This window comes from Hydrogenophaga flava NBRC 102514, from assembly GCF_001571145.1.
GTDB lineage: Bacteria > Pseudomonadota > Gammaproteobacteria > Burkholderiales > Burkholderiaceae_C > Hydrogenophaga > Hydrogenophaga flava.
Genome location: NZ_BCTF01000001.1, coordinates 197,327 through 223,258, shown reverse-complemented (window position 1 = coordinate 223,258; position 25,932 = coordinate 197,327). Strand labels below are relative to the sequence as shown.

General features: G+C 67.8%; 23 protein-coding genes. 12 read left to right on the top strand and 11 right to left on the bottom strand.

What is annotated here, in order from left to right:
- Nucleotides 1-2: 2 nt before the first annotated feature.
- The 7 genes from HFL01S_RS01035 to HFL01S_RS01005 form a co-directional block, all read right to left on the bottom strand.
- Nucleotides 3-1,250, bottom strand: a complete 1,248-nt coding sequence (locus tag HFL01S_RS01035; protein WP_066253400.1) for a phenylacetate--CoA ligase family protein — start codon at nucleotides 1,248-1,250, stop codon at nucleotides 3-5.
- Between the two features lie 31 nt (nucleotides 1,251-1,281).
- Complete coding sequence (locus HFL01S_RS01030) at nucleotides 1,282-2,094, bottom strand: ABC transporter ATP-binding protein (protein WP_066253398.1); 813 nt, start codon at nucleotides 2,092-2,094, stop codon at nucleotides 1,282-1,284.
- Between the two features lie 87 nt (nucleotides 2,095-2,181).
- Nucleotides 2,182-3,513, bottom strand: a complete 1,332-nt coding sequence (locus tag HFL01S_RS01025; RefSeq protein WP_066253395.1) for an ABC transporter substrate-binding protein — start codon at nucleotides 3,511-3,513, stop codon at nucleotides 2,182-2,184.
- Between the two features lie 58 nt (nucleotides 3,514-3,571).
- Entirely contained in the window at nucleotides 3,572-4,630 is a 1,059-nt protein-coding gene (locus HFL01S_RS01020; protein WP_066253393.1) for a branched-chain amino acid ABC transporter permease, read from the bottom strand.
- A gap of 12 nt (nucleotides 4,631-4,642) precedes the next feature.
- Complete coding sequence (locus tag HFL01S_RS01015; RefSeq protein ID WP_066253391.1) at nucleotides 4,643-5,572, bottom strand: branched-chain amino acid ABC transporter permease; 930 nt, start codon at nucleotides 5,570-5,572, stop codon at nucleotides 4,643-4,645.
- A 15-nt stretch (nucleotides 5,573-5,587) separates the two neighbouring features.
- Entirely contained in the window at nucleotides 5,588-6,370 is a 783-nt protein-coding gene (locus HFL01S_RS01010) for an ABC transporter ATP-binding protein (protein WP_066253388.1), read from the bottom strand.
- Complete coding sequence (locus tag HFL01S_RS01005; protein WP_066253385.1) at nucleotides 6,367-8,313, bottom strand: AMP-dependent synthetase/ligase; 1,947 nt, start codon at nucleotides 8,311-8,313, stop codon at nucleotides 6,367-6,369. The genes HFL01S_RS01010 and HFL01S_RS01005 overlap by 4 nt, the downstream gene beginning before the upstream one ends.
- 161 nt (nucleotides 8,314-8,474) lie before the next feature.
- Here HFL01S_RS01005 and HFL01S_RS01000 point away from each other — a divergent pair, with 161 nt between their 5' ends.
- From HFL01S_RS01000 to HFL01S_RS00955, 10 genes are all read left to right on the top strand, one after another.
- Complete coding sequence (locus HFL01S_RS01000; protein WP_066253382.1) at nucleotides 8,475-9,200, top strand: Crp/Fnr family transcriptional regulator; 726 nt, start codon at nucleotides 8,475-8,477, stop codon at nucleotides 9,198-9,200.
- A 31-nt stretch (nucleotides 9,201-9,231) separates the two neighbouring features.
- Nucleotides 9,232-10,392 carry a pseudouridine synthase gene (locus HFL01S_RS00995; protein WP_084383007.1) on the top strand — a complete coding sequence of 387 codons (1,161 nt, stop codon included), beginning with the start codon at nucleotides 9,232-9,234 and terminating at the stop codon, nucleotides 10,390-10,392.
- Between the two features lie 65 nt (nucleotides 10,393-10,457).
- Nucleotides 10,458-11,720, top strand: a complete 1,263-nt coding sequence (locus tag HFL01S_RS00990; RefSeq protein ID WP_066253379.1) for a PGAP1-like alpha/beta domain-containing protein — start codon at nucleotides 10,458-10,460, stop codon at nucleotides 11,718-11,720.
- Nucleotides 11,721-11,819: 99 nt separating this feature from the next.
- Entirely contained in the window at nucleotides 11,820-13,685 is a 1,866-nt protein-coding gene (htpG, locus tag HFL01S_RS00985) for a molecular chaperone HtpG (RefSeq protein WP_066253376.1), read from the top strand.
- A 184-nt stretch (nucleotides 13,686-13,869) separates the two neighbouring features.
- A complete protein-coding gene (locus tag HFL01S_RS00980) occupies nucleotides 13,870-15,291 on the top strand; it encodes a class I SAM-dependent methyltransferase (protein WP_066253373.1) in 1,422 nt (473 codons plus the stop codon).
- Nucleotides 15,288-16,616 carry a HAMP domain-containing sensor histidine kinase gene (locus HFL01S_RS00975; RefSeq protein ID WP_066253368.1) on the top strand — a complete coding sequence of 443 codons (1,329 nt, stop codon included), beginning with the start codon at nucleotides 15,288-15,290 and terminating at the stop codon, nucleotides 16,614-16,616. The genes HFL01S_RS00980 and HFL01S_RS00975 overlap by 4 nt, the downstream gene beginning before the upstream one ends.
- The gene (locus HFL01S_RS00970; RefSeq protein ID WP_066253365.1) at nucleotides 16,613-17,803 is read left to right on the top strand and encodes a hybrid sensor histidine kinase/response regulator; all 1,191 of its coding nucleotides are present in this window, start codon (nucleotides 16,613-16,615) and stop codon (nucleotides 17,801-17,803) included. Before HFL01S_RS00975 ends, HFL01S_RS00970 begins: the two co-directional genes overlap by 4 nt.
- Nucleotides 17,800-18,753 (top strand): response regulator, encoded by a 954-nt coding sequence (locus HFL01S_RS00965; RefSeq protein ID WP_066253362.1) that lies wholly within the window; start codon nucleotides 17,800-17,802, stop codon nucleotides 18,751-18,753. The genes HFL01S_RS00970 and HFL01S_RS00965 overlap by 4 nt, the downstream gene beginning before the upstream one ends.
- 105 nt (nucleotides 18,754-18,858) lie before the next feature.
- Complete coding sequence (locus HFL01S_RS00960) at nucleotides 18,859-19,818, top strand: lysylphosphatidylglycerol synthase domain-containing protein (RefSeq protein WP_066253359.1); 960 nt, start codon at nucleotides 18,859-18,861, stop codon at nucleotides 19,816-19,818.
- 66 nt (nucleotides 19,819-19,884) lie between these two features.
- Nucleotides 19,885-20,733 carry a 2OG-Fe(II) oxygenase gene (locus HFL01S_RS00955; protein WP_066253355.1) on the top strand — a complete coding sequence of 283 codons (849 nt, stop codon included), beginning with the start codon at nucleotides 19,885-19,887 and terminating at the stop codon, nucleotides 20,731-20,733.
- Here the strand turns inward: HFL01S_RS00955 and HFL01S_RS00950 are convergent, their stop codons facing one another.
- The 3 genes from HFL01S_RS00950 to HFL01S_RS00940 all read right to left on the bottom strand — a co-directional run bounded on the left by HFL01S_RS00950 (nucleotide 20,734) and on the right by HFL01S_RS00940 (nucleotide 22,759).
- Nucleotides 20,734-21,150 (bottom strand): organic hydroperoxide resistance protein, encoded by a 417-nt coding sequence (locus HFL01S_RS00950; protein WP_066253354.1) that lies wholly within the window; start codon nucleotides 21,148-21,150, stop codon nucleotides 20,734-20,736.
- 50 nt (nucleotides 21,151-21,200) lie between these two features.
- Nucleotides 21,201-21,650 (bottom strand): MarR family winged helix-turn-helix transcriptional regulator, encoded by a 450-nt coding sequence (locus tag HFL01S_RS00945; protein WP_066253351.1) that lies wholly within the window; start codon nucleotides 21,648-21,650, stop codon nucleotides 21,201-21,203.
- Between the two features lie 68 nt (nucleotides 21,651-21,718).
- Entirely contained in the window at nucleotides 21,719-22,759 is a 1,041-nt protein-coding gene (locus HFL01S_RS00940; RefSeq protein ID WP_066253350.1) for a serine/threonine protein kinase, read from the bottom strand.
- A gap of 33 nt (nucleotides 22,760-22,792) precedes the next feature.
- Between HFL01S_RS00940 and HFL01S_RS00935 the strand changes: the two genes are divergently transcribed.
- Nucleotides 22,793-23,665, top strand: coding sequence for a class I SAM-dependent methyltransferase (locus HFL01S_RS00935; protein WP_066253796.1), 873 nt, complete (start codon nucleotides 22,793-22,795; stop codon nucleotides 23,663-23,665).
- A gap of 43 nt (nucleotides 23,666-23,708) precedes the next feature.
- Here HFL01S_RS00935 and HFL01S_RS00930 read toward each other — a convergent pair whose 3' ends face one another.
- Nucleotides 23,709-24,353, bottom strand: coding sequence for a hypothetical protein (locus HFL01S_RS00930; protein ID WP_066253348.1), 645 nt, complete (start codon nucleotides 24,351-24,353; stop codon nucleotides 23,709-23,711).
- An 80-nt stretch (nucleotides 24,354-24,433) separates the two neighbouring features.
- Here HFL01S_RS00930 and HFL01S_RS00925 point away from each other — a divergent pair, with 80 nt between their 5' ends.
- Nucleotides 24,434-25,915, top strand: coding sequence for a hypothetical protein (locus HFL01S_RS00925; RefSeq protein ID WP_066253345.1), 1,482 nt, complete (start codon nucleotides 24,434-24,436; stop codon nucleotides 25,913-25,915).
- The last annotated feature ends 17 nt before the right edge of the window (nucleotides 25,916-25,932 follow it).

The window sequence follows — 25,932 nt, the reverse complement described above, 5'->3', positions numbered from 1 at the left end:
GCTCACTTGTAGCTGCGCGCGTCTTCGATCACCTTGCCGTCGTTGGGCAGGCTGCCGGGGCGCACCACCTGCACGTCGCCGCGCAGCTTGGTCACCTCCCGGATGGCGGTCTCGATGCGCTCGCGCAGGCCGTCGCCAACCTCGGTGGCCTCCACCTGCAGGCACATGGCGTCGCTGGCCATCTCGCCGCTCACCACCAGCCGGGCCTTCTTCACCTCGGGGAAGCGACGGGTGATCTCGGCCACCTGCGAGGGGTGCACGAACATGCCCTTGATCTTGGTGGTCTGGTCGGCGCGGCCCATCCAGCCCTTGATGCGCGGTGCGGTGCGGCCGGTCGGACAGGTACCGGGCAGGATGGCCGAAAGATCTCCAGTGCCGAAGCGGATCAGCGGGTAGGCGGTGTTGAGCGTGGTCACCACCAGTTCGCCGACCTCGCCTTCGTCCACCGGTGTGCCGGTGCCGGGGCGCACGATCTCGACGATCACGCTCTCGTCCAGCACCAGGCCTTCGCGCGCCGCGGTCTCGTAGGCCACCAGGCCCAGGTCGGCGGTGGCGTAGGTCTGGTAGACGTCGACGCCGCGCTCCTTGAACCAGGCCGTCAGGCTGGGCGGGCAGGCCTCGCCACCGACTGACGCCTTGTTCAGGCTGGGCAGGGCGATGCCCGATTCGGCTGCTTTCTCCAGCAGGATGCGCAGGAAGCTGGGCGTGCCGGTGTACGCATTGGGCTTGAGGTCGACCATGGCTTCGAGCTGCTGCTCCGTCTGCCCGATGCCACCGGGGAACACGGTGCAGCCCACCGCATGTGCGCCCGACTCCAGGATGAAGGCGCCCGGGGTCATGTGGTAGCTGAAGCTGTTGTGAACCAGGTCGCCGGCGCGGAAACCTGCAGCGAACAGCGCACGGCCAGCGCGCCAGTAGTCCTTGCCCGTGCCCTCGGGTTCGTAGATGGGACCCGGGCTGGCGAAGATCCGCGACATGGCCGGGCCGCGCACCAGGGCAGAGAAGCCACCGAAGGCATCGTGCTGCCGCTTGGCCTTCTGGCGCTCCAGCAGCTCGCTCTTGCGCGTGACCGGGATGCGGGTCAGCGCGGTGCGGCTGTTGATGCCCGCCACGTCGATGTCGCGCAGGATGTCGGCATACGCCGCGCTGTTCTGCTTGGCGTGGGCCAGCTGGCCCGGCAGGGCCGCCATCTGCGCCGCCTCGCGTTCGGCGGGCGATCGGGTTTCCAGGGCGTCGAAGTGTTCGCTCATGGTGCAAGCCAAATGGTTGAGGTGAGGTGGGTCAGGCCAGCCAGCGCTTGCGGCGCTTGTAGCTCTTGACATCCTTGAAGCTCTTGCGCTCGCCGCCGCCCATGCCCAGGTAGAACTCCTTGACGTCCTCGTTGTTGCGCAGGTCGCTGGCGGCGCCGTCCATCACGATGCGGCCGCTTTCCATGATGTAGCCGTAGTCGGCGTACTTCAGGGCCATGTTGGTGTTCTGCTCGGCGATCAGGAAGGTGACCTTCTCCTTGGTGTTGAGGTCCTTCACGATCTCGAACACCTCTTCCACGATCTGCGGCGCCAGGCCCATCGAGGGTTCGTCCAGCAGCACCACGCTGGGGTTGGCCATCAGCGCGCGGCCGATGGCGCACATCTGCTGCTCGCCGCCCGAGGTGTAGGCCGCCTGCGAGGTGCGGCGCGTCTTCAGGCGCGGGAAGTAGTTGTAGACCTTCTCCAGGTTGCGCGCGACCTCGGCCTTGTCGGTGCGCGTGTAGGACCCGGTCATCAGGTTCTCCTCGATGGTCAGGTGCGCGAAGCAGTGGCGCCCCTCCATCACCTGAACCACCCCCTTTTGCACCAGGTCGGCCGGCGAGAGGTTTTCGATGCGCTCGCCACGCAGTTCGATGCTGCCCTTGGTGACCTCGCCGCGCTCGCCCTTGAGCAGGTTGGAGATGGCGCGCAGCGTGGTCGTCTTGCCGGCGCCGTTGCCGCCCAGGATGGCCGCGATCTTGCCTTCGGGCACGTTCAGCGACACGCCCTTGAGCACGAGGATCACGTGGTTGTAGATGACCTCGATGCCGTTGACGTTGAGAACGATGTTGGGTGTGGTGCTCATGGTGTTTCCTTCGGGACCATTTGCAAGGCTCGGCGCACCGGCCTTGCAGATGGTCGCTGGCGAACCAGCGACCAGGGGCGAAACCGATCAGCTGCTGCAGTCGGCCGCGGCGCGGCGGGTCAGCTTCTTCTCGGCGGCGTACTTGTCGGCAGCGGCCTTGACCATCGGCTTGATGATCTGTTCATCGGCCTGGTACCAGTCGCTGGAGAACTGCCACTTGCTGCCGTCCCAGGTGTGGATGCGGGCCCAGTTGGCGCCCATGTGGTCCTGGCAGCTGGTGGAGATCGGGCGCAGCACGCCCTTGAAGCCCAGCGCGTCCAGCTTGGCCTGCGTCAGGTTCAGGTTCTCGTAACCCCAGCGGGCCTGCTCGGCGGTCACGACCTTGCCCTTGCCGAACTTCTCCTGGGCCTGGCGCACACCTTCGACGGCGAACATGGCGCTGAACAGGCCGCGCATGTACAGCACGTCGCCCACTTCTTCCTTCGGTCCGGTGCCCTGGCCCTTGGCGTGCAGCTTCTCCAGCACTTCCTTGACCACGTCGGCACCCTTTTCCTGGCCGTGCTGCATGGTGATGGCGTTGTAGCCCTTGGCGCCCATGCCCACGTCCTTGACGTCCGGCTCGGCACCGGCCCACCACACGCCGTAGATCTTCTCGCGCGGGTAGCCGGTGGCCTGGGCTTCCTTGAGCAGGGTGGAGTTCATCACGCCCCAGCCCCAGTTGATGACGTAGTCGGGCCGGTCGCGGCGGATCTGCAGCCAGGTGGACTTCTGTTCCACGCCCGGGTGGGTCACGGGCAGCAGGCTCAGTTTGAAGCCGTGCATCTCGGCGCGTTCCTGCAGGATGGGGATGGCTTCCTTGCCGAAGGGGCTGTCGTGGTAGACCAGCGCGATGTGCTTGCCCTTGAGGTTGGCGGCGCCGCCCAGCTTCTTGGCAATGTCCTGGATGATCACGTCCCCGGCCACCCAGTAGGTGCCCGCCAGCGGGAAGTTCCACTTGAACACGCCGCCGTCGGCGGACTCGCTGCGGCCATAGCCGGCGGTGATCAGCGGGATCTTGTCGACGGGGGCCTTCTCGGTCAGCGCGAAGGTGATGCCGGTGGACAGCGGCTGGAACACGGTGGCGCCCTTGCCCTTGAGGCGTTCGTAGCACTCCACGCCCTTGTCGGTGGCGTAGCCGGTTTCGCACTCTTCGAACGACACCTTCACGCCGTTGATGCCGCCGCGCGCATTGACCAGCTTGAGGTAGTCGACATAGCCGTTGGCGAACGGCACGCCGTTGGGGGCGTAGGCGCCGGTGCGGTAGACCAGCACCGGGAAGAACTGCTCCTTGGCCTGGGCCATGGCAGCCGTCGGGACCACCGCACCCGAGAGGGCGGCACAGGCCAGCGACACGGAGAGAACCAGGTTACGTACTTTCATCGCTTTGTCTCCTTAAGGACAGGTCGGGCTCACACAAAAACTGACGTTCAACAGGGAATCAATGGGGGAAAGGCCAGAGGCGAAGCTTCTGCTTGCCAATGCTCCAGAGCTTGGCCAGCCCGTGAGGTTCCACGATCAGGAACCAGACGATGAGCGCGCCGAAGACCATGAAGGTGATGTGGGCGGCCGCGGCGGTGGAGAACCCCACCAGCAGGCTGAAGCGCTCGATGAAGATGGGCAGCAGCACGATGAAGGCCGCGCCGAAGAAGCTGCCCATGATCGAGCCCATGCCGCCGATGATCACCATGAACAGCAGCTGGAAGGAGCGGTCGATCGAGAAGGCGGCCGGCTCCCAGGAGCCCAGGTGGATGAAGCCCCACAGGCCACCGGCCACACCGATGATGAAGGAGCTGACCGCGAAGGCCGACAGCTTGGCGTACATCGGGCGGATGCCGATCACGGCGGCGGCCACGTCCATGTCGCGGATGGCCATCCACTCGCGGCCGATGGCGCTGCGCACCAGGTTCTTGGCCAGCAGGGCGAACACCACCAGGAAGCCCAGGCAGAACAGGTACTTCTCCAGCGGTGTGTTGATGGACATGCCGAACACCTGCAGGTTGGACACCGACACCGAGCCCGAGGCGTTGTTGTTGGTGAACCAGCCGATGCGCAGGAAGGCCCAGTCGCAAAAGAACTGCGCCGCCAGCGTGGCCACCGCCAGGTACAGGCCCTTGACGCGCAGGCTGGGGATGCCGAAGAACATGCCCACCAGGGTGGCGAAGAAGCCGCCCGAGAGCAGCGCCACGATCAGTGGCATGCCGTCGATGCGGATGTAGGTGTTGTAGGCCATGTAGGCGCCCACCGCCATGAAGGCGCCCGAGCCCAGCGAGATCTGGCCGCAGTAACCCACCAGGATGTTCACGCCCAGTGCGGCCAGCGACAGGATCAGGAACGGGATCAGGATGGCGCGGAACATGTACTCGTCCACCAGCATCGGTACGCCGACGAAGGCGAACGCGATGAGGGCGAGGATGGCCCAGCGGTCCTGCGCGATCGGGAAGATCTGCTGGTCGGCGCGGTAGGAGGTCTTGAACTGACCGTTTTCTCTGTAGAACATGTTCTTGTCTCCTTACACGCGGTCGATGATCTTTTCGCCGAACAGACCCTGCGGGCGGAACAGCAGGAACACGAGCGCCAGCACATACGCAAACCAGATCTCGATGCCGCCGCCGACCATGGGGCCGAGGTAGACCTCCGAGAGCTTCTCGCCCACGCCGATGATCAGGCCGCCGATGATGGCGCCGGGCACCGAGGTGAGGCCGCCCAGGATGATCACGGGCAGGGCGCGCAGGGCCACGGTGGTCAGCGAGAACTGCACGCCCAGCTTGGAGCCCCAGATGACGCCGGCCACCAGGGCGGTGATGCCGGCCACGCACCAGACGATGACCCAGATGCGGTTGAGCGGGATGCCGATGGACTGCGCCGCCTGGTGGTCGTCGGCCACCGCGCGCAGGGCGCGGCCGGTGCTGGTCTTCTGGAAGAACAGCGACAGCACGGCGACCAGGCAGGCCGCGATCACGGCTGCGATGATGTCTTCCTGGTTCACCAGCACGCCGCCTTCGAACACGCTCTCGAACAGGAACAGCGGGTCCTTGGGCATGCCGACGTCGATCGGGTAGATGTCCGAGCCGAAGATGGTCTGGCCGAAGCCGTCGAGGAAGTAGGTGATGCCCAGCGTGGCCATCAGCAGCGTCACGCCTTCCTGGTTCACCAGGTGGCGCAGCACCAGGCGCTCGATCAGCCAGGCCAGCACGAACATGCAGCCGGCGGCCACGATGAAGGCCAGCACGTTGCCCAGCAGCTTGCTCTCCAGACCCAGCCACTGCGGAATCCATTCCGAGAAGCGGGCCATGGCCAGCGCGGCGAACAGCACCATCGCGCCCTGCGCGAAGTTGAAGACGCCCGAGGCCTTGAAGATCAGCACGAAGCCCAGCGCCACCAGCGAATACAGCATGCCGGCCATGAGGCCGCCGAGCAGTGTTTCAAGAAAGAATGCCATGGTGTGTGTCTCCGTTCAGTGGCTCGTACCGAGGTACGCGCTGATGACTTCTTCGTTGTTGCGCACCTCGTCCGGGGTGCCGTCACCGATCTTCTTGCCGTAGTCCAGCACCACCACGCGGTCTGAGATGTCCATCACCACGCCCATGTCGTGCTCGATCAGCACGATGGTGGTGCCGAACTCGTCGTTCACGTCCAGGATGAAGCGGCTCATGTCCTGCTTCTCTTCCAGGTTCATGCCGGCCATGGGTTCGTCCAGCAGCAGCACCTGCGGCTCCATGGCCAGGGCGCGGCCCAGGTCGACGCGCTTTTGCAGGCCGTAGGGCAGCTGGCCCACGGGGGTCTTGCGGAAGGCCTGGATTTCGAGGAAGTCGATGATGTGCTCGACGAACTCGCGGTGCTTCTCTTCTTCCTTCTGGGCCGGGCCGATGCGCAGCGCCTGCAGGAACAGGTTGCTCTTCATGCGCAGGTTGCGGCCGGTCATGATGTTGTCGATCACGCTCATGCCCTTGAACAGCGCCAGGTTCTGGAAGGTGCGCGCGATGCCCATCTCCGCCACCTGGCGGCTGTTCATGTGCTTGAAGTGCTGGCCTCGGAACGTGATCTGGCCTTCCTGCGGCTGGTAGACGCCGTTGATGCAGTTGAGCATCGAGCTCTTGCCGGCGCCGTTGGGACCGATGATGGCGCGGATCTCGTGTTCCTTCACGTTGAACGAGATGTCGGTGAGCGCCTTCACGCCACCGAAGCGCAGGCTGATGTTCTGGACGTCGAGGATGACGTCGCCGATTTTCTTGCTCATGCTGCTGCTTTCACGGGTGCAAACGTCTTGGCGTCGCCGATCTTGAGCGTGGCGCTCACGCTGCCGGTGCGACCGTCCTCGAACTTGACCTGGGTTTCGATGTACTGCTCGGCCATGCCGCTGTAGAGCGCGTCCACGAGCACGCTGTACTTCTCGGCGATGAAGCCGCGGCGGACCTTGTTGGTGCGGGTGAGCTCGCCGTCGTCGGCGTCCAGCTCCTTGTGCAGCACCAGGAAGCGGCTGATCTGGCTGCCGGCCAGCAGGGTGTCGCGGCTGAGGTCGGCGTTGACCTTTTCCACGCACTCGCGGATCAGCTCGTACACCTCGGGCTTCTGTGCCAGGTCGGTGTAGCCGGCGTAGGGCAGGTTGCGGCGCTCGGCCCAGTTGCCCACGGCCTCGAAGTCGATGTTGACCATCACGCAGACCTTCTCGCGCTGGTCGCCGTAGGCCACCACTTCCTTGATCTGCGAGAAGAACTTGAGCTTGTTCTCCACGTACTTGGGCGCGAACATGGCGCCGTCGTTGGCGCCGCCCTTGATGCGGCCCACGTCCTTGACGCGGTCGATGATCTTGAGGTGGCCCGAGGCGTCGATGAAGCCGGCGTCGCTGGTGTGGTACCAGCCGTCGGCGGTCAGCACCTCTTCGGTGGCCTTGGGGTTCTTGTAGTACTCCTTGAGCAGGCCGGGCGACTTCACCAGGATCTCGCCGGTCTCGCTCAGCTTGATCTCCACGCCCTCGCAGGGCACGCCCACGGTGTCGGCGCGCGCTTCGTGGTCCGGCTGCAGGCAGACGAACACGGCCGTTTCGGTGGAGCCGTAGAGCTGCTTGAGGTTGATGCCGATGCTGCGGTAGAAGCTGAACAGGTCGGGGCCGATGGCCTCGCCGGCGGTGTAGGCCACGCGCACCCGGCTCATGCCCAGGCTGTTGCGCAGCGGGCCGTAGACGAAGAGGTTGCCCAGCGCGTACTTCAGGTTGTCCATGAAGCCGACGGACTTGCCGTCCATCTTGGCCGGACCGACGCGGCGCGCCACGTCCATGAAGGCGTGGAACATCTTTCGCTTGAGCGCGCCCGCGTCTTCCATGCGGATCATCACGGTGGTCAGCAGCCCTTCGAACACTCGCGGCGGCGCGAAGTAGTAGGTGGGGCCGACTTCCTTCAGGTCGATGGTGACGGTGGCACCGGACTCGGGGCAGTTCACCACGTAGCCGGCCACCAGCCACTGGGCGTAGCTGAAGATGTTCTGGCCGATCCAGGCCGGCGGCAGGTAGGCCAGCACCTCGTCCTTTTCGGTCAGCTTGTCGAAGCGGGCGCCGACAGCCGCGCGGTCGATCAGGGTGCTGTGCGTGTGCACCACGCCCTTGGGGTTGCCGGTGGTGCCGGAGGTGAAGAACATGGCGGCCACGTCGCCAGGCTGCGCTTTCTCGATCTCCTCGCTGAAGAAGCCGGGATGCGCCTTGGCAAAGGCCTGGCCTGCGCCGACCAGCTCTTCCAGCCCGCCAAGTCCGGGCTGGTCGTAGTTGCGCAGGCCGCGCGGGTCGTCGTAGAAGATGTGCGCCAGCTGCGGGCACTGGGGCTGGATCTCCAGCATCTTGTCGACCTGCTCCTGGTCCTCCACCACCGCGAAGCGCACCTCGGCGTTGTTGATCGGGAACACGCACTCGTTGGCCACCGCGTCCTGGTACAGCGGCACCGGGATCGCTCCCAGCGACTGCGCGGCCAGCATGGTGGCGTACAGGCGGGGGCGGTTGGCGCCGATCACCACCAGGTGCTCGCCGCGGGTCAGTCCGGCCTGGTGCAGGCCGCAGGCGATGGCCTCGACCAGCTGGGCCATGTCCGACCAGCTGGTGGTCTGCCAGATGCCGTATTCCTTCTCACGCATGGCCGGCGCATCGGGGCGCTGCTTCGCGTGGTCCAGCAGCAGCCGGGGGAAGGTGGTTTGCATGTGCTTGTCTCCTGGGGTCGTCCGCCGAACGGGGCTGGAAGACGGTGACGGTCGGTTGCCAATGGGGCGGATAGTAGGCCGATGTTTGACGTTATGTTGTCGGTGCGACGACAATTGAGGGATCAACCCTGCTAGGACTTTCCCTAGTCGAACGCCGCCCCATGGTCTCCGCCAAGCACCCCCGTTCCGGCTCCGCGCTGCGCGCCAGCGCGCGGCCTGCGTCCGAGAGCGAGCTGTTGGAAATCCCCTGGCTCAAGGAGCTGATGCCCGACGAGCGCGAGCGTGCGCTCGGTGCGCTGGTGGTCAACGAGGTGCAGGTGGGCGAGTACATCTGCCGCATCGGCCGGCCCGCGACCTACTGGTTCGGCCTGCTCGATGGCCTGCTCAAGATGAGCAACGACGACTCGCAGGGCGCGGTGATCACCTTCACCGGCGTCGCGCCGGGCGGCTGGTTCGGCGAGGGCACGGTGCTCAAGCGCGAGGCCTACCGCTACAACATCCAGTCCCTGCGCAGGAGCCGGGTGGCCGGCCTGCCCGTGGACACCTTCCACTGGCTGCTGGACCACTCGATCGGTTTCAACCGCTTCGTGATGAACCAGCTCAACGAGCGGCTGGGCCAGTTCATCGCCGCGCGCGAGATCGACCGCATCTCCAGCCCCGACCTGCGGGTGGCGCGCAACCTGGCGGCGCTGTTTCACCCGCTGCTCTCGCCCAACGTCGGCGGCGTGCTGCGCATCACCCAGCAGGAGCTGGCCTACCTCGTGGGCCTGTCGCGCCAGCGGGTGAACGAGGCGCTGACGGCGCTGGCCGACAAGGGCTGGATCCGGGTGGAGTACGGGGGCTTGCGGGTGCTGGACCTTCCGTCGCTGCGATCAGGGGTGCTGTAGCCGGCCGGCATGGCCATGGGATCATCGGGGCATGACCGACAAACCCAAGACCTTGCAGCTCAAGGCCAAAGCCCCGGCCGGGAAGCCCGCTGCGCCACGAGCCCCGGTGCGCCCGCGCGGCCCGGCCCGGGCCAGACCCCTCTCTGAAGTGAAGGCCGAACGTGCGGCGCGCGATGCCGCCTGGGCGGCGCAGGGCCCGCAGGGCGATGACCGCCGGCCCCGCACGGACACCGACCGCCGCGCCGCCCGTCCGGACGGCCCCGGCGGCCCTGGCGCGCGCCCCGAACGGCCCGTCTCGCGGCAGCGCCCGGAGGGTGCGCGCGAGGCCGCACCCCGCCGCCCGCCGGAGGCGCCCCGGCCGTCCCGCCCACCGCGCGACACCCGGCCCGACCTGGCCCGCGTGGGTAACGCCAATGGCGAAATTCGCCTGAACAAGCGCATGGCCGAGCTGGGCCTGTGCTCGCGCCGAGAGGCCGACGAATGGATCGCGCGCGGCTGGGTGCTGGTCAACGGCCAGCCCGCCATCATGGGTCAGCCGGTGCCGCCCGACGCGCAGGTCGAGGTGCTGCCGCAGGCGCGCCACCAGCAGGCGGGGCAGGTCACGATCCTGCTGCACAAGCCGGTGGGCTATGTCAGCGGCCTGCCCGAGGACGGCCACGAGAGCGCGGCGGTGCTCATCAAGCCCCAGAGCCACTGGCGCGAGGACCGCAGCGGTCGCCGCTTCGAGGCGGTGCATACCCGCGGTCTGGCGCCCGCCGGCCGGCTGGACATCGACTCCACCGGCCTGCTGGTGCTCACGCAGGACGGCCGCGTCGCGCGAACCCTGATTGGCGAGGACTCGGGGGTCGAGAAGGAGTACCTGGTGCGCGTGCACTGGGCGCCGAACGGCCCCAAGGGTGCGGGCGTGGTGACGCAGGACGTGCAGGCCGCCTTCCCGGCCGAGCGCCTAGCCCTGCTGCGCCACGGCCTGAACCTGGACGATCAGCCTCTCAAGCCGGCCCAGGTCGACTGGCAGAACCCCGAACAGCTGCGCTTCGTGCTGAAGGAGGGCAAGAAGCGCCAGATCCGTCGCATGTGCGAGCAGGTGGGGCTGCATGTGGTCGGCCTCAAGCGCATCCGCATCGGCCGCGTGGTGCTGGGCAACCTGCCGGTGGGGCAGTGGCGCTACCTGGGGGCAGGCGAAGGGTTTTGAGTCCGGCGGTGGGCGTTTAGGGGTGCGCATCCATTGGCGTTGCTCACCGGCACCCACAATGCCCCATGACCAAGCCCACCCCGACCCAACCACTGCGCCAGTCCCTGCTGCGCCACGTTCGCCCCACCGACCTGCAGGCGGCGGCTCAGCTGGCGGTGCAGGGCACCCACGGCGTCATCAACATCGCCGAAGGCGTGCACCAGGCGGTGCGCCGAAGGCTGGGGCTGTCCGGTGGCGCGTCGGGTGAACAGACCGGCGGCCTGACGGGCCAGATCTACCAGGCCGTGCGCGGCGTGGCGCGGCTGGCGGGCTGGGGCACGGACGCGGCGCTGGGCGTGCTGCTGCCGCTGCTGGACGACCCGGCGTCCCACCCCGAGGCCTCGCCGCAGCGCGAGGCGGTGCTGGCCGCGCTCAACGGCGTGCTGGGCGACCGGCTGCAGGCCATCGGCAACCCGCTGGCGCAGGCGATGGAGCTGCGCGCTGGCGGCGTGCCGCTGTCGTTGTCGCCTGGTCCGCTGAAAGAAGAGCTGCCCGGCGCCGGCCCGCACATCCTGCTGCTCGTTCATGGCCTGTGCATGAACGACACGCAATGGCGCCGCAGCGGGCACGATCACGGCGAGTTCCTGGCGCAGGCGCTGGGCGCCACGCCCATCTACCTGCGCTACAACAGCGGCCTGCACATTTCGGTCAACGGGCGCGCGCTGGCGCTGCTGCTGGAGCAGCTGGTGGCCGCGTGGCCCGTGCCGCCGGAGCGCATCACGATCGTCGGCCACAGCATGGGCGGTCTGGTGGCCCGTTCGGCGGTGGCGGTGGGCCAGGCGGCGGGCCTGTCGTGGACAGAGCGCCTGCGCGCACTGGTTTTTCTGGGCACGCCGCACCACGGTGCGCCGCTGGAGCGCGCCGGCCACGGGGCCGACTGGCTGCTGGCCTCCAACCCCTTCACCGCGCCGTTCGCGCGGCTGGGCAAGCTCCGCAGCGCGGGCATCACCGACCTGCGGCATGGCCATGTGCAGGACGCCGACTGGCAGGGGCGCGACCGCTTCGCCTCGGGCGCAGACCACCGCCAGCCCTTGCCGCTGCCCGAGGGGGTGGCCTGCTATGCGGTGGCGGCCACGCTGGCCGGGCAGCGCAGCCGGCTGGTCGAGCGCCTGACCGGCGACGGCCTGGTGCCGCTGGACAGCGCACTGGGCCGCCACGAAGACCCGTCGATGCGGCTGGCGCTGGCGCCCGATCACCAGTGCACGGTGTTCCGGACCGGGCACCTGGACCTGCTGTCCAGCCCGAAGGTGGCCGCTCAGCTGCAGACCTGGCTGGCCACGCCGGCTTGAAATCGCGCGGCCTGCCCATAATTGCGCCCTCGCGAGTGCCTCCCGCCCGGTCTGGCGCGGGTGGCATGGCCCCTCATTCCTTCTGACGATCCACAAAGCATGAGCAAACAGACCCTCTCCTTCCAGGCCGAGGTGGCCCAGCTGCTGCACCTGGTCACCCATTCGCTGTATTCCAACCCCGAGATCTTCCTGCGCGAGCTGGTCTCCAACGCCTCGGACGCCTGCGACAAGCTGCGCTTCGAGGCGCTGAACAACGCCGCGCTGTTCGAGGACGCGCCCAACCTCGACGTGCGGGTGGCCTTCGACAAGGACGCCAAAACCATCACCATCACCGACAACGGCATCGGCATGAGCCAGGCCGAGGCGGTGGAGCACCTGGGCACCATCGCCAAGAGTGGCACCCGCGACTTCATGAGCCACCTCAGCGGTGACCAGAAGAAGGACGCGCAGCTGATCGGCCAGTTCGGCGTGGGCTTCTATTCGGGCTTCATCGTGGCCGACAAGATCGTGGTCGAGTCGCGCCGCGCCGGCCTGCCGGCGGCCGAGGGTGTGCGCTGGACCAGCGGCGGCACGGGCGATTTCGAGGTCGAGACCATCGAACGGGCCGCGCGCGGCACCACCATTACGCTGCACGTGCGCGAGGACAAGACCGAGTTCCTCAGCCACTGGAAGCTCAAGTCGCTCATCACCAAGTACTCCGACCACATCAGCCTGCCCATCCTGATGCAGAAGGAAGAGTGGGACGCCGAGAAAAGCGAGTACATCACCCGCGACGAGTGGGAGCCCGCCAACTCCGCCAACGCCCTGTGGGCGCGCAGCAAGAAGGACATCAGCGACGAGCAGTACGCCGAGTTCTACAAGAACATCAGCTACGACCAGGCCGACCCGCTGGCCTGGAGCCACAACCGCGTCGAGGGCAGCACCGAATACACGCAGCTGCTCTACATCCCGTCCAAGGCCCCGATGGACCTGTGGAACCGCGACCGCAAGGCCGGCATCAAGCTCTACGTGCGGCGCGTCTTCATCATGGACGAGGCCGAGAGCCTCATGCCCGCCTACCTGCGCTGGGTCAAGGGCGTGGTTGATTCGGCCGATCTGCCGCTGAACGTGAGCCGCGAACTGCTGCAGGAAAGCCGCGACGTGAAGGCCATCCGCGAGGGCAACACTCGCCGCGTGCTGGCCATGCTGGACGACCTGTCCAAGGACGCCGACAAGTACGCCAGCTTCTACGCCGAGTTCGGCGCCGTGCTCAAGGAAGGCCTGGGCGAGGACTTCTCCAACCGCGACAAGCTCGCCAAGCTGCTGCGCTTTGCCAGCACCACCAGCGACGCGGTGGTGGTGTCGCTGGCCGACTACAAGGCCCGCATGAAGGAAGGCCAGAAGGCCATCTACTACATCACCGGCGACACGCTGGCGGCGGCCAGGAACAGCCCGCAGCTCGAACTCTTCCGCAAGAAGGGTATCGAGGTGCTGCTGATGACCGACCGCGTGGACGAGTGGGCGCTGTCCTTCCTGCCCGAGTTCGACGGCACGCCGCTGCAGAGCGTGGCCAAGGGCGCGGTGGACCTGGGAGAGCTGCAGGACGAGGAAGAGAAGAAAGCTGCCGAGCAGGCGGCCGAGAGCTTCAAGCCGGTGCTCGACAAACTCAAGGACACGCTCAAGGACAAGGCCAGCGACGTGCGCGTGACAACGCGCCTGGTGGACTCGGCCGCCTGCCTGGTGGTGGGCGAGGGCGAGCTCTCCAGCCAGCTGGCCCGCATGCTCAAGGCCGCGGGCCAGAAGGCGCCGGACGCCAAACCCACGCTGGAGGTCAATCCGTCGCACCCGCTGGTGCGCAAGCTCGACGGCTCCGCGCACTTCGACGACCTGGCCCACATCCTGTTCGACCAGGCCCTGCTGGCCGAAGGTGGCCTGCCGGACGATCCGGCCGCCTACGTCCGGCGGGTCAACGCGCTGCTGGCCTGAGTGCTACGGAAATAGAGTGCATAAGGTCTGAAACCCGGTCCGGTATCCGGCCCGGGTTTTTTTGCGCCCGAGCGGCGTTTGGACGACAGTTGCGACCGTGAAACAGGTCACAGATGACTACACTGGCAGATTGGGAGATTCCGATCGGGGTGATTCGCCCCACCACCGTTGACATCCAACCGCCGTGCAACCCCAGCGCCCCTTTGATCCTGTTGTCACCTTCAGAAACAGCCAAGGCGAAGCCGCGCGCGGCACGCTGACCAGTCTCCAGCGCCGCTCGCTGGTGATGGAGATCTACAACCCTTATTCCATCGTCCAGGTCAGCGAGGTGCTCAGCGACTTGGTGATCCGCTCCGGCGAGCGCGCCATTTACCAGGGCAAGGCCGTGGTGGTGAGCCTGCTCAACACCGGCCTGATGGCGGTGGTCTCGCTGGCCCTGATTGACGAGTGGTCGGACCTCAATCTGGCCCGTGGCAATGTGCGGGAGGTCGGCATGGAGGCCGCCCGTTTTGTCGAGGACTGGGAGCAGCGCTTCCGGGTCAAGGAAAGTTACCAGGTGGCGGTGAGTGAGTTCCGGGCCTTCCTGTCCGAGACCGCGCGCTGGATCGACCAGGCCGACATGCTGGACTCGCTGCCCAAGGGCGAGGACGGCCGGCTGACCGATGCCGTCTTCTGGGCCATGGCCGAGCCCCTGATGACCAAGGGCAAGAGCTTCCTGGTGCGGCTGGAAAGCGAGGCCGCCAGCGTGCCCGCGGACGATGCCCTGCTGCACCGCAGCTATGCCCAGGCGGCGCTGCACCCGCTGGTGCTGCGGGCGCCTTTCGTCTACCGCACCTTTGCCAAGCCGCTGGGCTATGCCGGCGACTACGAGATGGTCAACCAGCTGCTGGGAGACCCGCGGCAGGGCGGCAGCACCTACATCCAGCTGGTCAACGCGACCTTCCTGCGGGCGGCGGTGGCCGAGGCGCACCGCAACCGCATCAACATCCTGGTCGACTACCTCCGGCGCGCCGTGGCCCTGGGCGAGCAGGAAGGGCGCCAGGTGCGCATCCTCAACGGGGGCTGCGGCCCGGCGGTCGAGCTGCAGCGGCTGATCGCCTCCGGTGCGGACCTCAGCCGCCTGAGCTTCACCCTGCTGGACTTCAGCCGCGAGACCCTGGACTACACGCGCGAGCGCATCGACGCGGTGATGGCCGAGACCGGCCGGCGGGTCGAGGTGAACTATGTCCAGGAGTCGGTGCACGACCTGCTCAAGCGCCCGGCCCAGTCGCAGGCGCTGGAGGGTGGACGGGGTTTTGACTTCATCTACTGCGCGGGCCTGTTCGACTACCTGTCCGACAAAGTCTGCACCCGGCTGATCCGCTATTTCATGTCCCGCTCCGCTCCGGGTGCCCGCATGCTGCTGACCAACGTGCACTCGAGCAACCCCGAGCGTCACGGCATGGAGCACCTGCTGGAGTGGCACCTGATCTACCGGGACGAGGCGCAGATGACGTCCGTGATGTCCGAGGTCGGAGCGGCGATCGAGCTCTACACCGACCCGACCGGGGTCAACGTGTTCGCGGAAACCACGCTGCCGGGGCGCAGCACCCTGGACACTGCATGATCGCCAGGGACACAGCGTCCTACGAGCGTCAGCTGTCGGCGTTCCGGCTCGCCTACAGCAAGGCCGGCAGCATCACCTCCATCGGCCTGGTGCTCGCGGGGGTGGGCCTGGACTATTTCTCCTACCCGGACCGACTGCTCGAGTTCTTCCTGCTGCGGCTGCTGGTGGCCACCTTGACCCTGGGCATCCTGATGCTGCTCTACACCCGGGTGGGGGCGCAGCAGGTGCGGGTGCTCACCATGACTTGGCTGGTGCTGCCGCAGATGATGATCGCCTGGATGATCTGGCTGACCAGTGGGGTCGAGTCGATCTACTTTGTCGGCCTGCACCTGGCGATGTATGCCGTGGGCATCATCCTGCCGATCACGCTGTTCGAGGGCATCGGTTTCGGTGTGCTCACGCTGGTGCTCTACATGATGGCCTGCATGCTCCACCCCGACGGTGTGGCCGAGCCCGGCAAGCTCTACACCAACAGCCTGTTCATCCTGTTCTCTGCCATTGCCAGCGCGGTCTGCACCTGGTTCAACGAGCGGGCGCGGCTGCGCCTGTTCCAGCTGCAGCACGAGGTGGCCATGAACAACGACAAGCTGCAGGAGATCAACCGCACCCTGGCCGAGGTCAAGGGCCAGCTGATCCAGCGCGAGAAGATGGCCGCCATCGGCACTCTCTCGGCCGGGCTGCTGCACGAACTCAACAACCCGGTGAACTACGCCCTGATGGCGGTGAACATGGGCCTGAGCGTGCCCTCGGCCAAGACCGATCCGATGCTCAAGGAAAGCCTGGACGATGCGCGCGAGGGGCTGACCCGGGTGCAGAACATCGTCTCCGACCTCAAGACCTTCGCCTACCAGAAGCCCGGGGATGACAACCAGCGCCCCTTCCTGCTGGAGCACGCGGTGCGCTCGGCCATCCGCCTGGCCGGCTACGAGCTCAAGGGCATCGAGCTGGCGCTCGACCTGCCCCAGGACACCCATGTGATGGGCGACGAGCCGGCGATCATCGGTGTGCTGATCAACCTGCTGAGCAACGCCGCCCATGCCATGCAGTCCGTGCAGCGGCCGCAGCCGCGCATTGATGTGCGGGTGGCGCCGGAGGGCGAGCGGCTGCGGATCTCGGTGCGGGACAACGGACACGGCATCGATCCGGCCAACATCGGCCGGGTGTTCGAGCCGTTCTTCACCACCCGCGACGTCGGGGCCGGCCTGGGGCTGGGGCTCAGCGTGAGCTACGGCATCGTGCAGCGGCACGGAGGCATCCTGTCTGTCGACAGCGTGGTCGGCGAATGGACCGAATTCTCGTTCGACCTGCCGAGGCCGCCCCAATGAAATCCGACCTGCCGGGTTCCGGCTCCGCACCTCCTCTGGCCCATGCCGTGCTGCTGGTCGACGACGAGCCGCAGGCGCTCAAGTGGTTTGCGCGCTCCTACGGCGACGAGTTCGACGTGCGGACCGCGGCCAGCGTGCGGCAGGCACTGGAACTGCTGGACCGGCAGGGGCACGAGGTCGCCGTCTTGCTGACCGACTACCGCATGCCCGAACGCGACGGTGTGGCCCTGCTGGCCGAGGTGCGGCAGCGGCACCCCTTGGTGTCGCGGCTGCTGATGTCGGCCTACGCCGACAAGGATGTCGCGATGGCCGCGGTCAACCTGGGCCATGTGGGGCAGATCCTGGAAAAGCCGCTGGACGAACCGCTGACCCGGCGGGCCCTGCGAGAGGCCCTGGCGGCCTGCCAGCAGCGGCTGCGCGAGCAGACCCTGCTGCAGCGGCGGGACGAGGCCCTGCGCGAGACCTTGGGTTTTCTGGCGCACGAGGTGGGCACCCCGCTGGCCACCGTCAGCGGCTACCTGCACGCCATGCGCGAACGCCAGCAGCCCCCCCAGTGCGGCAACACCGACCTGGTCTGCCTCACCCAGCGCCGTCCCGGCGAGATCGACGCGATGCTGGACGCGGCCCTGCGCCGCACCGACTACGCCCAGTCCCTGGTGGCGACCTTCGTGCGCACCGCGCGCGACGCCTACCACGCCGACGGCAGCGCCAGCGAACTCGCCAGTGATCTGGTGCGATCGGTGCGCGAGGGCTATCCTTTCGATGGCGACGAGGCGCGCTGGCTGGTCTGTGATGTGCTGCAGGACTTCGTCCTGCCCGGTCAGCGCGACCTGCTGTACCTGGTGCTGTGCACCGTGGTCAAAAATGCCTTGCTGGCCCTGCATTCGGCGCTGCCGGCCGAACCCCGCATTCGCATTGTGGTCGCGGGAACGCCGGACCGCGCGGTCATTGAAATCAGCGACAACGGTCCGGGCATTGCGCCGGAGGTGCTGACCCGGCTGACCCGGGAGCCTGTCACCACCCGGTCGGGCAGTGGTGGCAGCGGCATGGGCCTGGTCTTCTGCCGGCGGGTGATGGCATCCGTGGGCGGGTCGGTCGAGGTACGGTCACCGGCCGGCGGCGGCGCCGCCATCCGCCTGCACTTTGGTGTCCCGGACACAGAACAACACCATGAGGTATCCAGATGAAACCCGAGAAGATCCTGTACGTCGATGACGAGGCCATCGCCCTCAAATACTTCGAGCGGCTGGTGGGGCCGCTGGCCCCGGTGCTGACCGCCAATTCGGTCGACGAGGGGCGGGCGGTGCTCAGCGTGCACGGTGCCGATATCGCCGTGCTCGTGTGCGACCAGCGCATGCCCGGCGAACGTGGCAACGAACTGCTGCGCCATGCCCGTACCCACTATCCGCACATCGTGCGCATGCTCACCACGGCCTATTCCGAGATCGGCGAGGCCATCGACGCGATCAATACCGGCGAGATCTACCGCTACATCGCCAAACCCTGGGAGCTGGAGAGCCTGCGTTCCGACCTGAAGAACGCACTGGAGCTGTCGGCCCTGCGCAGTGAGCGCGACGAACTGGTGCGCGACAAGATGCTGGCCCAGCAGTCGCGCCTGGTGTCGGGGCGCCTCGCCTCCCTGTTGACGATCGGCGCCGGCGCCGACCCGGCGGGGTACGAGCGGGCCGTGTTCCGCCTCGCGCAGGCGGCCCTGTGGGTGGGGGTGCAGGAGCCGGCGGTGGACTGGAACCGCTGGGACCACGCAGACCTGCAACAGGCCGAGGCGCGCCGGGGCGCCGGGGTGGCGCTGCAGGTCCGCTCCTGGCTGGAGCGGTTCGGCGCCCGTCAGGACGATGCACACGCGCTGGCGCAGCTGGCGGCCGTCCTGGGCACAGAGGTTCGGGGCGGTGTGCTGCACCTGGCCCGCACCGAGCCCTGCATGGCCCTGCTGACCGCACCGGCCGGGGATGCGGCCTCTGCCGACGACTGCGCCTGGCTGGCCTGGCAGCTCTGGACCCGGGGGCGTTTCGGCCTGCAGTCGGCCGGCGAAGGCTGGGTGGTTGCACCGGCCGCGGACGAGCCCCTGCCCAAAGACTGGCTGGCCGATGCGATGGAGCGCCTGGGCGGCCTGGCTTGATCTGCGTCAGGGTCCGGGTGGTGGCCCGCCGCCACCCGGCGACTACACTTGTGGGGTTCTGCGGCGCCTTGTAGCGCCGCTTCGCTTTGTTTCTCACGGGTTTCCATGAAATACGCCAAGACCGTTTTCAAGTGGCTGATGTATGCGGCCGTCGTGGCGTCCATCGTGTTCTTCGTGCGCGCCTTCATGATCCACATGGAGAAGCTGCCGCCGATCCCTCTGAACCTGACCACGGTGGCCATCGGCCTGCTCAGCATGGTCAGCGTGGTCGTGACCCACTTCTTCGGCACCCATGTGTGGCGTCTGCTGATGTCGGACCAGGGCCATCGCGTGCCCACCCGGCTGGCGGTGCAGGTGTTCTTCATTTCCCAGCTGGGCAAGTACCTGCCAGGCAATGTGGGGCAGTTCATCGGCCGTGGCGTGCTGGCCAAGTCCACCGGCATTCCCGTGGGCGTGGCGGTGGGCACGGCGGTGTTCGAGGGCATCTGGAACCTGGCGATCAGCTGCTCGCTCGCCTTGCTGGGCACGGTCGTCCTGTTGGACCTGCACACCGCCGGCGGGGCCGCACCCGCCTTCGCCTCGAAACTGGTGTGGATCCTGCCGCTGGCCCTGGTGGCGCCCTGGCTGGGCATCAAGGTGCTCAACACCGTGCTGCCCGGGCTCAGCAAAAAGATTGGCGGCGGCCAGCTGTTGCGCCCGCCGCAACTGCGCACCGCGCTGTTCGTGTCCCTGTTGATCTTGATCAACTTCATGCAGCAGGGGTATGTAGTGAAATTGCAGTCGGAATACTTATTCGCAAGTCCCGACATTGACTGGTTCAGCATCGCGCTGCTCTACAGCAGCGCCTGGGTGGTGGGCTATGTGGTGCCAGGCTCTCCCGGTGGTCTGGGTGTGCGCGAGGCGATGATGGTGGTGCTCTTCACTCCGTTGACCGGAGCTGCGGTGGCCGCCGGACTGGCCGTGAGCATGCGCCTGACCACCCTGCTCGGAGATGCCCTGACCGTGCTGCTCGGCGTTCTCGGACGCCGCATGCAGCAGCACAAGACGCCTGCCGCCACGCCCTGAAGAAGGGGCCGGTCGCTGAAGGGATGTATCACGGGACCACCGTCCCGGCACCCTCAGGAGTCTTCAGTGTCCCGCCCCGACCTGTCCAACCGTTTCGTCTTCGACGACCCCCGCTACGAACAACTCGCCATCGAGGGCGAGGCCCAGTACAAGCTCGGCACGCCGTTCAACCACATGGCGTTCGACAACTTCCTGCCCGAGGACATCGCCGAGGCGATGTGGCAGGAGTTTCCCAAGGCGCAGGACATCGAGTGGCACAACTACAACCGGCCGGCCGAGCGCAAGCTGGTGTGCGTGGACGAGACCAAGTTCGGCCCGGTGACGCGCCAGATGCTCTACCAGTTCAACTCGGCGCCCTTCCTGCGCTTCCTTGAAAAGGTCACGGGCCTCGACAACATGATTTCCGACCCGTCGATGCGGGGCGGCGGTCTGCACCAGACGCCGCGCGGCGGCCTGCTCAAGCTGCACGCCGACTTCAACAAGCACGACCAGAACTTCCTGGACCGCCGGATCAACGTCATCTTCTACATGAACAAGAACTGGAAGGAAGAGTACGGCGGCAGCCTGGAGCTGTGGGACCGCGAGGTGACGTACTGCGGCGCCAAGATCCTGCCGGTGTTCAACCGCCTGGCGATCTTCTCGCCGACCAGCAACACCTTCCACGGCCATCCGGGCCCGCTGACCTGCCCGGAAGGCGACTCGCGCAAGTCGCTGGCGCTGTTCTATTACACGAACGGGCGGCCCGACGAAGAGAAGAACGGTGCGCACACGACGATCTTTGCCGAGCGCCCGAACGAGCGCATCGGCGGCCTGCGCTGGCGCGTGTCGCAGGACTACATGCCGCCGGTGCTGTTCCGGGCCATGCGCCGCTTCCGCGAGCGGCACCTGGCCGGAACGATCCAGAAGCGCGGCTGATCAGGCCAGCGTCAGGGTGACGTCGATGTTGCCGCGGGTCGCGTTCGAGTACGGGCAGACCTGGTGGGCGGCATCGACCAGGGCCTGGGCCTGCGCGCGGTCCATGCCTGGCAGGTGCACCGTCAGGCGCGCCGCAATGCCATAGACCTCGCCCACGGGGCCGAGGTCCACCTCGGCGTCCACCGCCACATCGGCCGGCACGGCCAGCTTCATCTTGCCGGCCACGGCCTTGATGGCGCCGATGAAACAGGCCGAATAGCCGGCCGCAAACAGCTGCTCGGGGTTGGTGCCGTTGCCAGGCGCACCGGGCGGCGTGTGCTTGACGTCCAGACGACCGTCGTCGGAGCGCGAGGCGCCATCGCGGCCACCGGTGGTGTGGGTGCGGGCGGTGTACAGGACTTTGTCGAGAGAGGCCATGGTCGGGTCTTTCATGAAAAGCTTGCGTTGCAAGCGGGTGGATGAAGGGGTCAGGCGCTGAGCCGGTCGCGCAGCGTCTGGATCTGTCGGGTCAGGGCGGTCACCTCGTCGAGGTTGCACTGCGCGGCCTGCATCACGCAGGCGGGCAGACGGGCCGCCCGGGCCTTGAGCCGCCGGCCGGCCGCGGTCAGGCGGATCAGCACGCGGCGTTCGTCGGTGGCATCCCGCAGGCGCGAGACCAGCTCGGCCGCTTCCAGCCGTTTGAGCAGCGGGGTCAGGGTGCCCGAGTCGAGGTGCAGGCGTTCGCCCAGCGCCGAGACGGTCTCGCCGTCGCGCTCCCACAGCGCCAGCATGACCAGGTACTGGGGATAGGTCAGGCCCATCGATTCCAGCAGCGGCTTGTACAGCTTGGTCATGGCCAGCGAGGCCGAATAGAGCGCGAAACACAGCTGGTTGTCCAGCAGCAGGGCGCGTTCGTCGAGGGGCGTTGTGGATGGCATGGCGTGAACTGTAGCTGGCAATTTAATTGCGCACAATTTAATTGCCAGAAACCTTTTTGCACAAAGGGTCAAACCACCAGCGGCGGCTTCTGCATTTCTTCGATCTGCTCGACCAGCATGTCCACCTGGCCCTGCCAGTAGTCGCGGCTGCCGAACCAGGGGAAGTTGATCGGGAAGGCCGGGTCTTGCCAGCGCCGTGCGATCCAGGCGCTGTAGTGCACCAGCCGCAGCGTGCGCAGTGGCTCGATCAGGGCCAGCTCGCGCCGGTCGAAGTCGCGCATCTGTTCGTAGCCGTCGAGCAGGGCGCCGAGCTGCTGCGTCTGCTGGCGCCGCTCGCCCGAGAGCAGCATCCACAGGTCTTGAACGGCGGGTCCCGTGCGTGCGTCGTCCAGGTCCACGAAGTGCGGGCCGGCGCCGGGCGCGCCCTCGGGCGTCCACAGGATGTTGCCGGGGTGGCAGTCGCCGTGCAGGCGGATGAGGGCCGCGCCGTCCTCGGCGGCCGAAGCCCAGTCCGGGCGCAGGGCGGGGTGCGATTCGATGATCTGCAGCGCTTCGTCCAGCGTCTGGCGCCAGGCGGTGCGCACCTCAGGCGCCACAGCCTCGTGCGTCAGCAGCCAGTCGCGCGGCTCGTGGCCGAAGCTGGCGGCGTCCAGCGAAGGGCGGCGGGCAAAGGGCCGGGCGGCGCCCACCGTGTGCAGCCGCGCGAGGAAGCGGCCGGTCCACTCCAGCACGTCGAAGTCCTCCAGCTCGGGCCGGCGTCCGCCGCGCCGCGGGCTCACGCTGAACAGGAAGCCGCCGTGGCGGTGCAGCGTTCGGCCTTCAATGACCAGCGGCGCCACCACCGGCACATCGGCCGCGGCCAGCTCGGCCGCGAAGGCGTGCTCTTCGAGGATCTGCGCCTCGCTCCAGCGGTCTGGCCGGTAGAACTTGAGCACCACCTGCGAGTGCCCGTCCTGCGGTGTTTCCAGCGCCGCCTGGTAGACCCGGTTCTCGTAGCTGCTCAGCGCGGACAGTCGCCCGTCACCCCACAGGCCGAGGCTGGCCAGCGCGTCCTGCACCACATCGGGTGTGAGGGATTCGTAGGGGTGTCGCGGGTCGGTGGCGTGCATGCGCCGATTGTGACCGCCTGCGACAATCCAGCCATGCCCAAAGCCGCCCGCCGCACTCCCGAAGCCCCCAGCCTGCAGGCCCAGTTGCCCGAATTGCGCGAGGGCCAGTCCGTCGAACTGCTCAAGGAGCTGCACATCCTCACCCTCGAGGGCAAGCTCAACCAGGACACCCGCCGCAAGCTCAAGCAGGTCTACCACCTGGTCCAGTTCATCGAGCCGCTGCTGGCCGAGGTGCTCAAGGACCGTGGCGACGTGACCCTGGCCGACCACGGCGCGGGCAAGTCCTACCTCGGCTTCATCCTCTACGACCTGTTCTTCAAGTCGAAGCCGGTCGGCTGGGTGTACGGGGTCGAGACGCGCGCCGAGCTGGTGGAGAAGTCGCGCGCGCTGGCGCAGCGGCTGGGCTTCGCGCGCATGGGTTTTCTGGCGACCACGGTGCATCAGGCGCTGGACCATCCCGAGTTGCCGGCGCAGATCGACGTGGTGACCGCGCTGCACGCCTGCGACACGGCCACCGACGACGCCATCGCCTTCGGCCTGGCGAAGCAGGCCCGCTTCATGGTGCTGGTGCCCTGTTGCCAGGCCGAGGTGGCCTCTGTGATGCGCCAGCACAAGGCGCTGTCGCTGGCCCGCACGCCGCTGGCCGAACTCTGGCGGCACCCGCTGCACACGCGCGAATTCGGCAGCCAGATCACCAACGTGCTGCGCTGCCTGCAGCTCGAAGCCCACGGCTACCAGGTCACGGTGACCGAGCTGGTGGGCTGGGAGCACTCGATGAAGAACGGGCTGATCCTGGCGCGCCGCCACGACGGGCCGCAGGGCCAGCGGCAGCGCGCCCGCGAGCGCCTGCTGCAGATCGTCGACGAGCTGGGGCTGCAGCCGCTGCGCGAGCGCTTCGCGGTTTGAGGGCTGGCGCCCCGGTTGCGGCGTGCGGCGCCCGGTCCGGGGTTTACTTGGCGGCGGCCTTGCCCGCGGGTTTGGTGGGGGCGGCGCCCGCGGCGGAGGTGGCCGCCGTCAGACGCTCGCCCAGGGTCTTCTCCAGCGCCTGTACGCGGGGCTCGACGGTGGCCCGGGTGTCGGAGACCAGCTTGGCCTGCAGCGACTGCTGCATCTCCCCGCTGAGTTGCTGGTACTTGCCGTAAGCCGGGGATTCCAGCATCGCCACGATCTCGCGCAGTTCGTCCTCGTTGAACTTGCTCTCCAGCACCGCGCCGATGGTGGCAGGGGCCAGTTGCTGGGCGCTGCGGCGCACCAGGGGCACGGTGTCCTTGAGGTACTTCTGCAGCTCGGACTGGACTTCCTTGGCGACGGTCTCCTGCCGGTCTTTGGGCACCTTGGCGGCAATGATTTCGGAGGCCCGTTCGGCGAGCACCAGTGCGGGTTCTTCGGTCATGGCCGTGGCCAGCCGATCGATGCCGCCTTGCTGCAGCTTGAGCACGCGCTGGATCAGCTCCTTCTTGGCCGGGCTGGACGCCGCGGCGGCCGCGGGTGCTGCAGCGGGGGTGGACTGCGCTTGGGAGGCCAGTGCGGTCAGCGACAGCAGCAGCGACACACTGACGGAACGGGCGATGGAAAGGCGTTGGGTTTGGGTCATGCGGCATGGTAACCCCTGCGCCCCCGTGGGCGTGTAACCAGACCTTCGGCCCAGACCCAGCCGGCCGCTACCATGGCGCGATGGCCTGCAAGTTCCTGATCTCGCGCCTGCTCGCTGCCGCTGCGGTGGTGCTGGCGGGGTGCGCGTCGCCGCTGCCCCGCGGTGCCGACGAGGGCGACCCGGTGGCCGCCTGCCAGCGGTGGCTGCAACAGCTCGACGAACAGACCGATGCGCACGCGGTGCGCGACGGCGGCGCGGCCCGCATCGCCGGCTTTCCCTTCGTCCGCGTCGACCGCCTGCTGGCGTCCTTCCGCGACGAGGCCTTGCAGGACGCTGCGCGCTGGCAGGCCTGGGGCGACCGCCTTGTGGCGCTGGACCAGACAGCGCGCAGTGCCGAGATACGCAACCTGCCGCCCGCTGCCCTGAACGCGCTGGGCGCAGCGGACCGAGGGGACCTCCAGGCGCGCACAAAGGCCTGCGGCTCGCAGCTCTGGGAGGCGCTGTCGGCCGACGAGACCGCCCGGCGCCGGCTGCGCGATGCCGCCGTGGTGCCCGACGACTACAGCGCCGCGCTGCGCACGCTGGGCCTCTACCCGCTGAGCCAGTGGCCGTTCTTCTCGGGGGTGGAGCGCGAGCTGCGGCACTGGCAAGGCCGCTGGATGACTGCGCCGCCCGCGGATGCGCCAGGCTGGGAGCGCTACCTGCCCGCGACCGGGGCCGTAACGTCGGGCCCGTGGACGCCGCCGCCGGTGGATGCCCTTGGCATTCCCAAGCCCGACGCCGACGCCGCCCGCAGCCTGCTGCAGGCCTATGCGCCGGTGATGCACATCGAGACCCGCTCCGACGCCGACCGGCCCGGCCGGCTGCGCTGGGGAGAAGGCCCTGCGCCCGAGGTCCGGACGGCGCAGCCGGTGCTCTACCAGCGCATCGCCCACACGCGTTACGGCGACCGGGTGCTGCTGCAGCTGGTCTACAGCCTGTGGTTTCCCGAGCGGCCGGCGCGCAATGGCCTGGACCTGCTGGCCGGCCGGGTGGACGCGGTGGTGCTGCGCCTGACCCTGGACGAACGCGGCCGGCCGCTGATGCTCGACAGCATCCACGGCTGCGGCTGCTACCACGTGTTCGTGCCGGCGCGCGGCATGGACCTGCGCCCGCCACCGTCGGCGCGCATCGAATGGGCGTTCGTGCCGGCCAAGCTGCCCGAGCTCGCGCCAGGCCAGCGCCTGCGGGTGCACCTGAGCGCATCGGACCACCAGCTGGTCGGCGTGGCCGCAGACGACGGGGCTGCGACGGGGACGGTCTACCCGCTGGAACACGAAGACGGGCTGCGCAGCCTGCCCACGGCCAGCGGCGGCCACCGCAGTGCGTTCTGGTCCAATGGCATCATGCCGGGCACCGAGCGCGGCGAACGGGCCCTGTTCTGGCCCATGGGCATCGAGAGCCCCGGCGCGATGCGGCAGTGGGGACGGCATCCGACGGCCTTTGTCGGTCGCCGCCATTTCGACGAACCGCACCTGCTGGAACAGCGTTTTCACTGGCGTCAAGAGGCCGCCGCCCCCTGAGGGGTTTCGTCCTGTTA

Excerpts from the sequence above, each read along its gene's own strand:
- HFL01S_RS01010 (WP_066253388.1), bottom strand. The coding sequence starts at position 6,370 with ATGAGCAAGAAAATCGGCGACGTCATCCTCGACGTCCAGAACATCAGC.
- HFL01S_RS00970 (WP_066253365.1), top strand. The coding sequence starts at position 16,613 with ATGAAATCCGACCTGCCGGGTTCCGGCTCCGCACCTCCTCTGGCCCAT.
- HFL01S_RS00940 (WP_066253350.1), bottom strand. The coding sequence starts at position 22,759 with ATGCACGCCACCGACCCGCGACACCCCTACGAATCCCTCACACCCGAT.
- htpG (WP_066253376.1), top strand. The coding sequence starts at position 11,820 with ATGAGCAAACAGACCCTCTCCTTCCAGGCCGAGGTGGCCCAGCTGCTG.
- HFL01S_RS01000 (WP_066253382.1), top strand. The coding sequence starts at position 8,475 with ATGGTCTCCGCCAAGCACCCCCGTTCCGGCTCCGCGCTGCGCGCCAGC.
- HFL01S_RS00930 (WP_066253348.1), bottom strand. The coding sequence starts at position 24,353 with ATGACCCAAACCCAACGCCTTTCCATCGCCCGTTCCGTCAGTGTGTCG.
- HFL01S_RS01020 (WP_066253393.1), bottom strand. The coding sequence starts at position 4,630 with ATGTTCTACAGAGAAAACGGTCAGTTCAAGACCTCCTACCGCGCCGAC.
- HFL01S_RS01025 (WP_066253395.1), bottom strand. The coding sequence starts at position 3,513 with ATGAAAGTACGTAACCTGGTTCTCTCCGTGTCGCTGGCCTGTGCCGCC.
- HFL01S_RS00960 (WP_066253359.1), top strand. The coding sequence starts at position 18,859 with ATGAAATACGCCAAGACCGTTTTCAAGTGGCTGATGTATGCGGCCGTC.
- HFL01S_RS01030 (WP_066253398.1), bottom strand. The coding sequence starts at position 2,094 with ATGAGCACCACACCCAACATCGTTCTCAACGTCAACGGCATCGAGGTC.
- HFL01S_RS01035 (WP_066253400.1), bottom strand. The coding sequence starts at position 1,250 with ATGAGCGAACACTTCGACGCCCTGGAAACCCGATCGCCCGCCGAACGC.
- HFL01S_RS00945 (WP_066253351.1), bottom strand. The coding sequence starts at position 21,650 with ATGCCATCCACAACGCCCCTCGACGAACGCGCCCTGCTGCTGGACAAC.
- HFL01S_RS01015 (WP_066253391.1), bottom strand. The coding sequence starts at position 5,572 with ATGGCATTCTTTCTTGAAACACTGCTCGGCGGCCTCATGGCCGGCATG.
- HFL01S_RS00965 (WP_066253362.1), top strand. The coding sequence starts at position 17,800 with ATGAAACCCGAGAAGATCCTGTACGTCGATGACGAGGCCATCGCCCTC.
- HFL01S_RS00935 (WP_066253796.1), top strand. The coding sequence starts at position 22,793 with ATGCCCAAAGCCGCCCGCCGCACTCCCGAAGCCCCCAGCCTGCAGGCC.
- HFL01S_RS00925 (WP_066253345.1), top strand. The coding sequence starts at position 24,434 with ATGGCCTGCAAGTTCCTGATCTCGCGCCTGCTCGCTGCCGCTGCGGTG.
- HFL01S_RS00975 (WP_066253368.1), top strand. The coding sequence starts at position 15,288 with ATGATCGCCAGGGACACAGCGTCCTACGAGCGTCAGCTGTCGGCGTTC.
- HFL01S_RS00995 (WP_084383007.1), top strand. The coding sequence starts at position 9,232 with ATGACCGACAAACCCAAGACCTTGCAGCTCAAGGCCAAAGCCCCGGCC.
- HFL01S_RS00950 (WP_066253354.1), bottom strand. The coding sequence starts at position 21,150 with ATGGCCTCTCTCGACAAAGTCCTGTACACCGCCCGCACCCACACCACC.
- HFL01S_RS01005 (WP_066253385.1), bottom strand. The coding sequence starts at position 8,313 with ATGCAAACCACCTTCCCCCGGCTGCTGCTGGACCACGCGAAGCAGCGC.
- HFL01S_RS00990 (WP_066253379.1), top strand. The coding sequence starts at position 10,458 with ATGACCAAGCCCACCCCGACCCAACCACTGCGCCAGTCCCTGCTGCGC.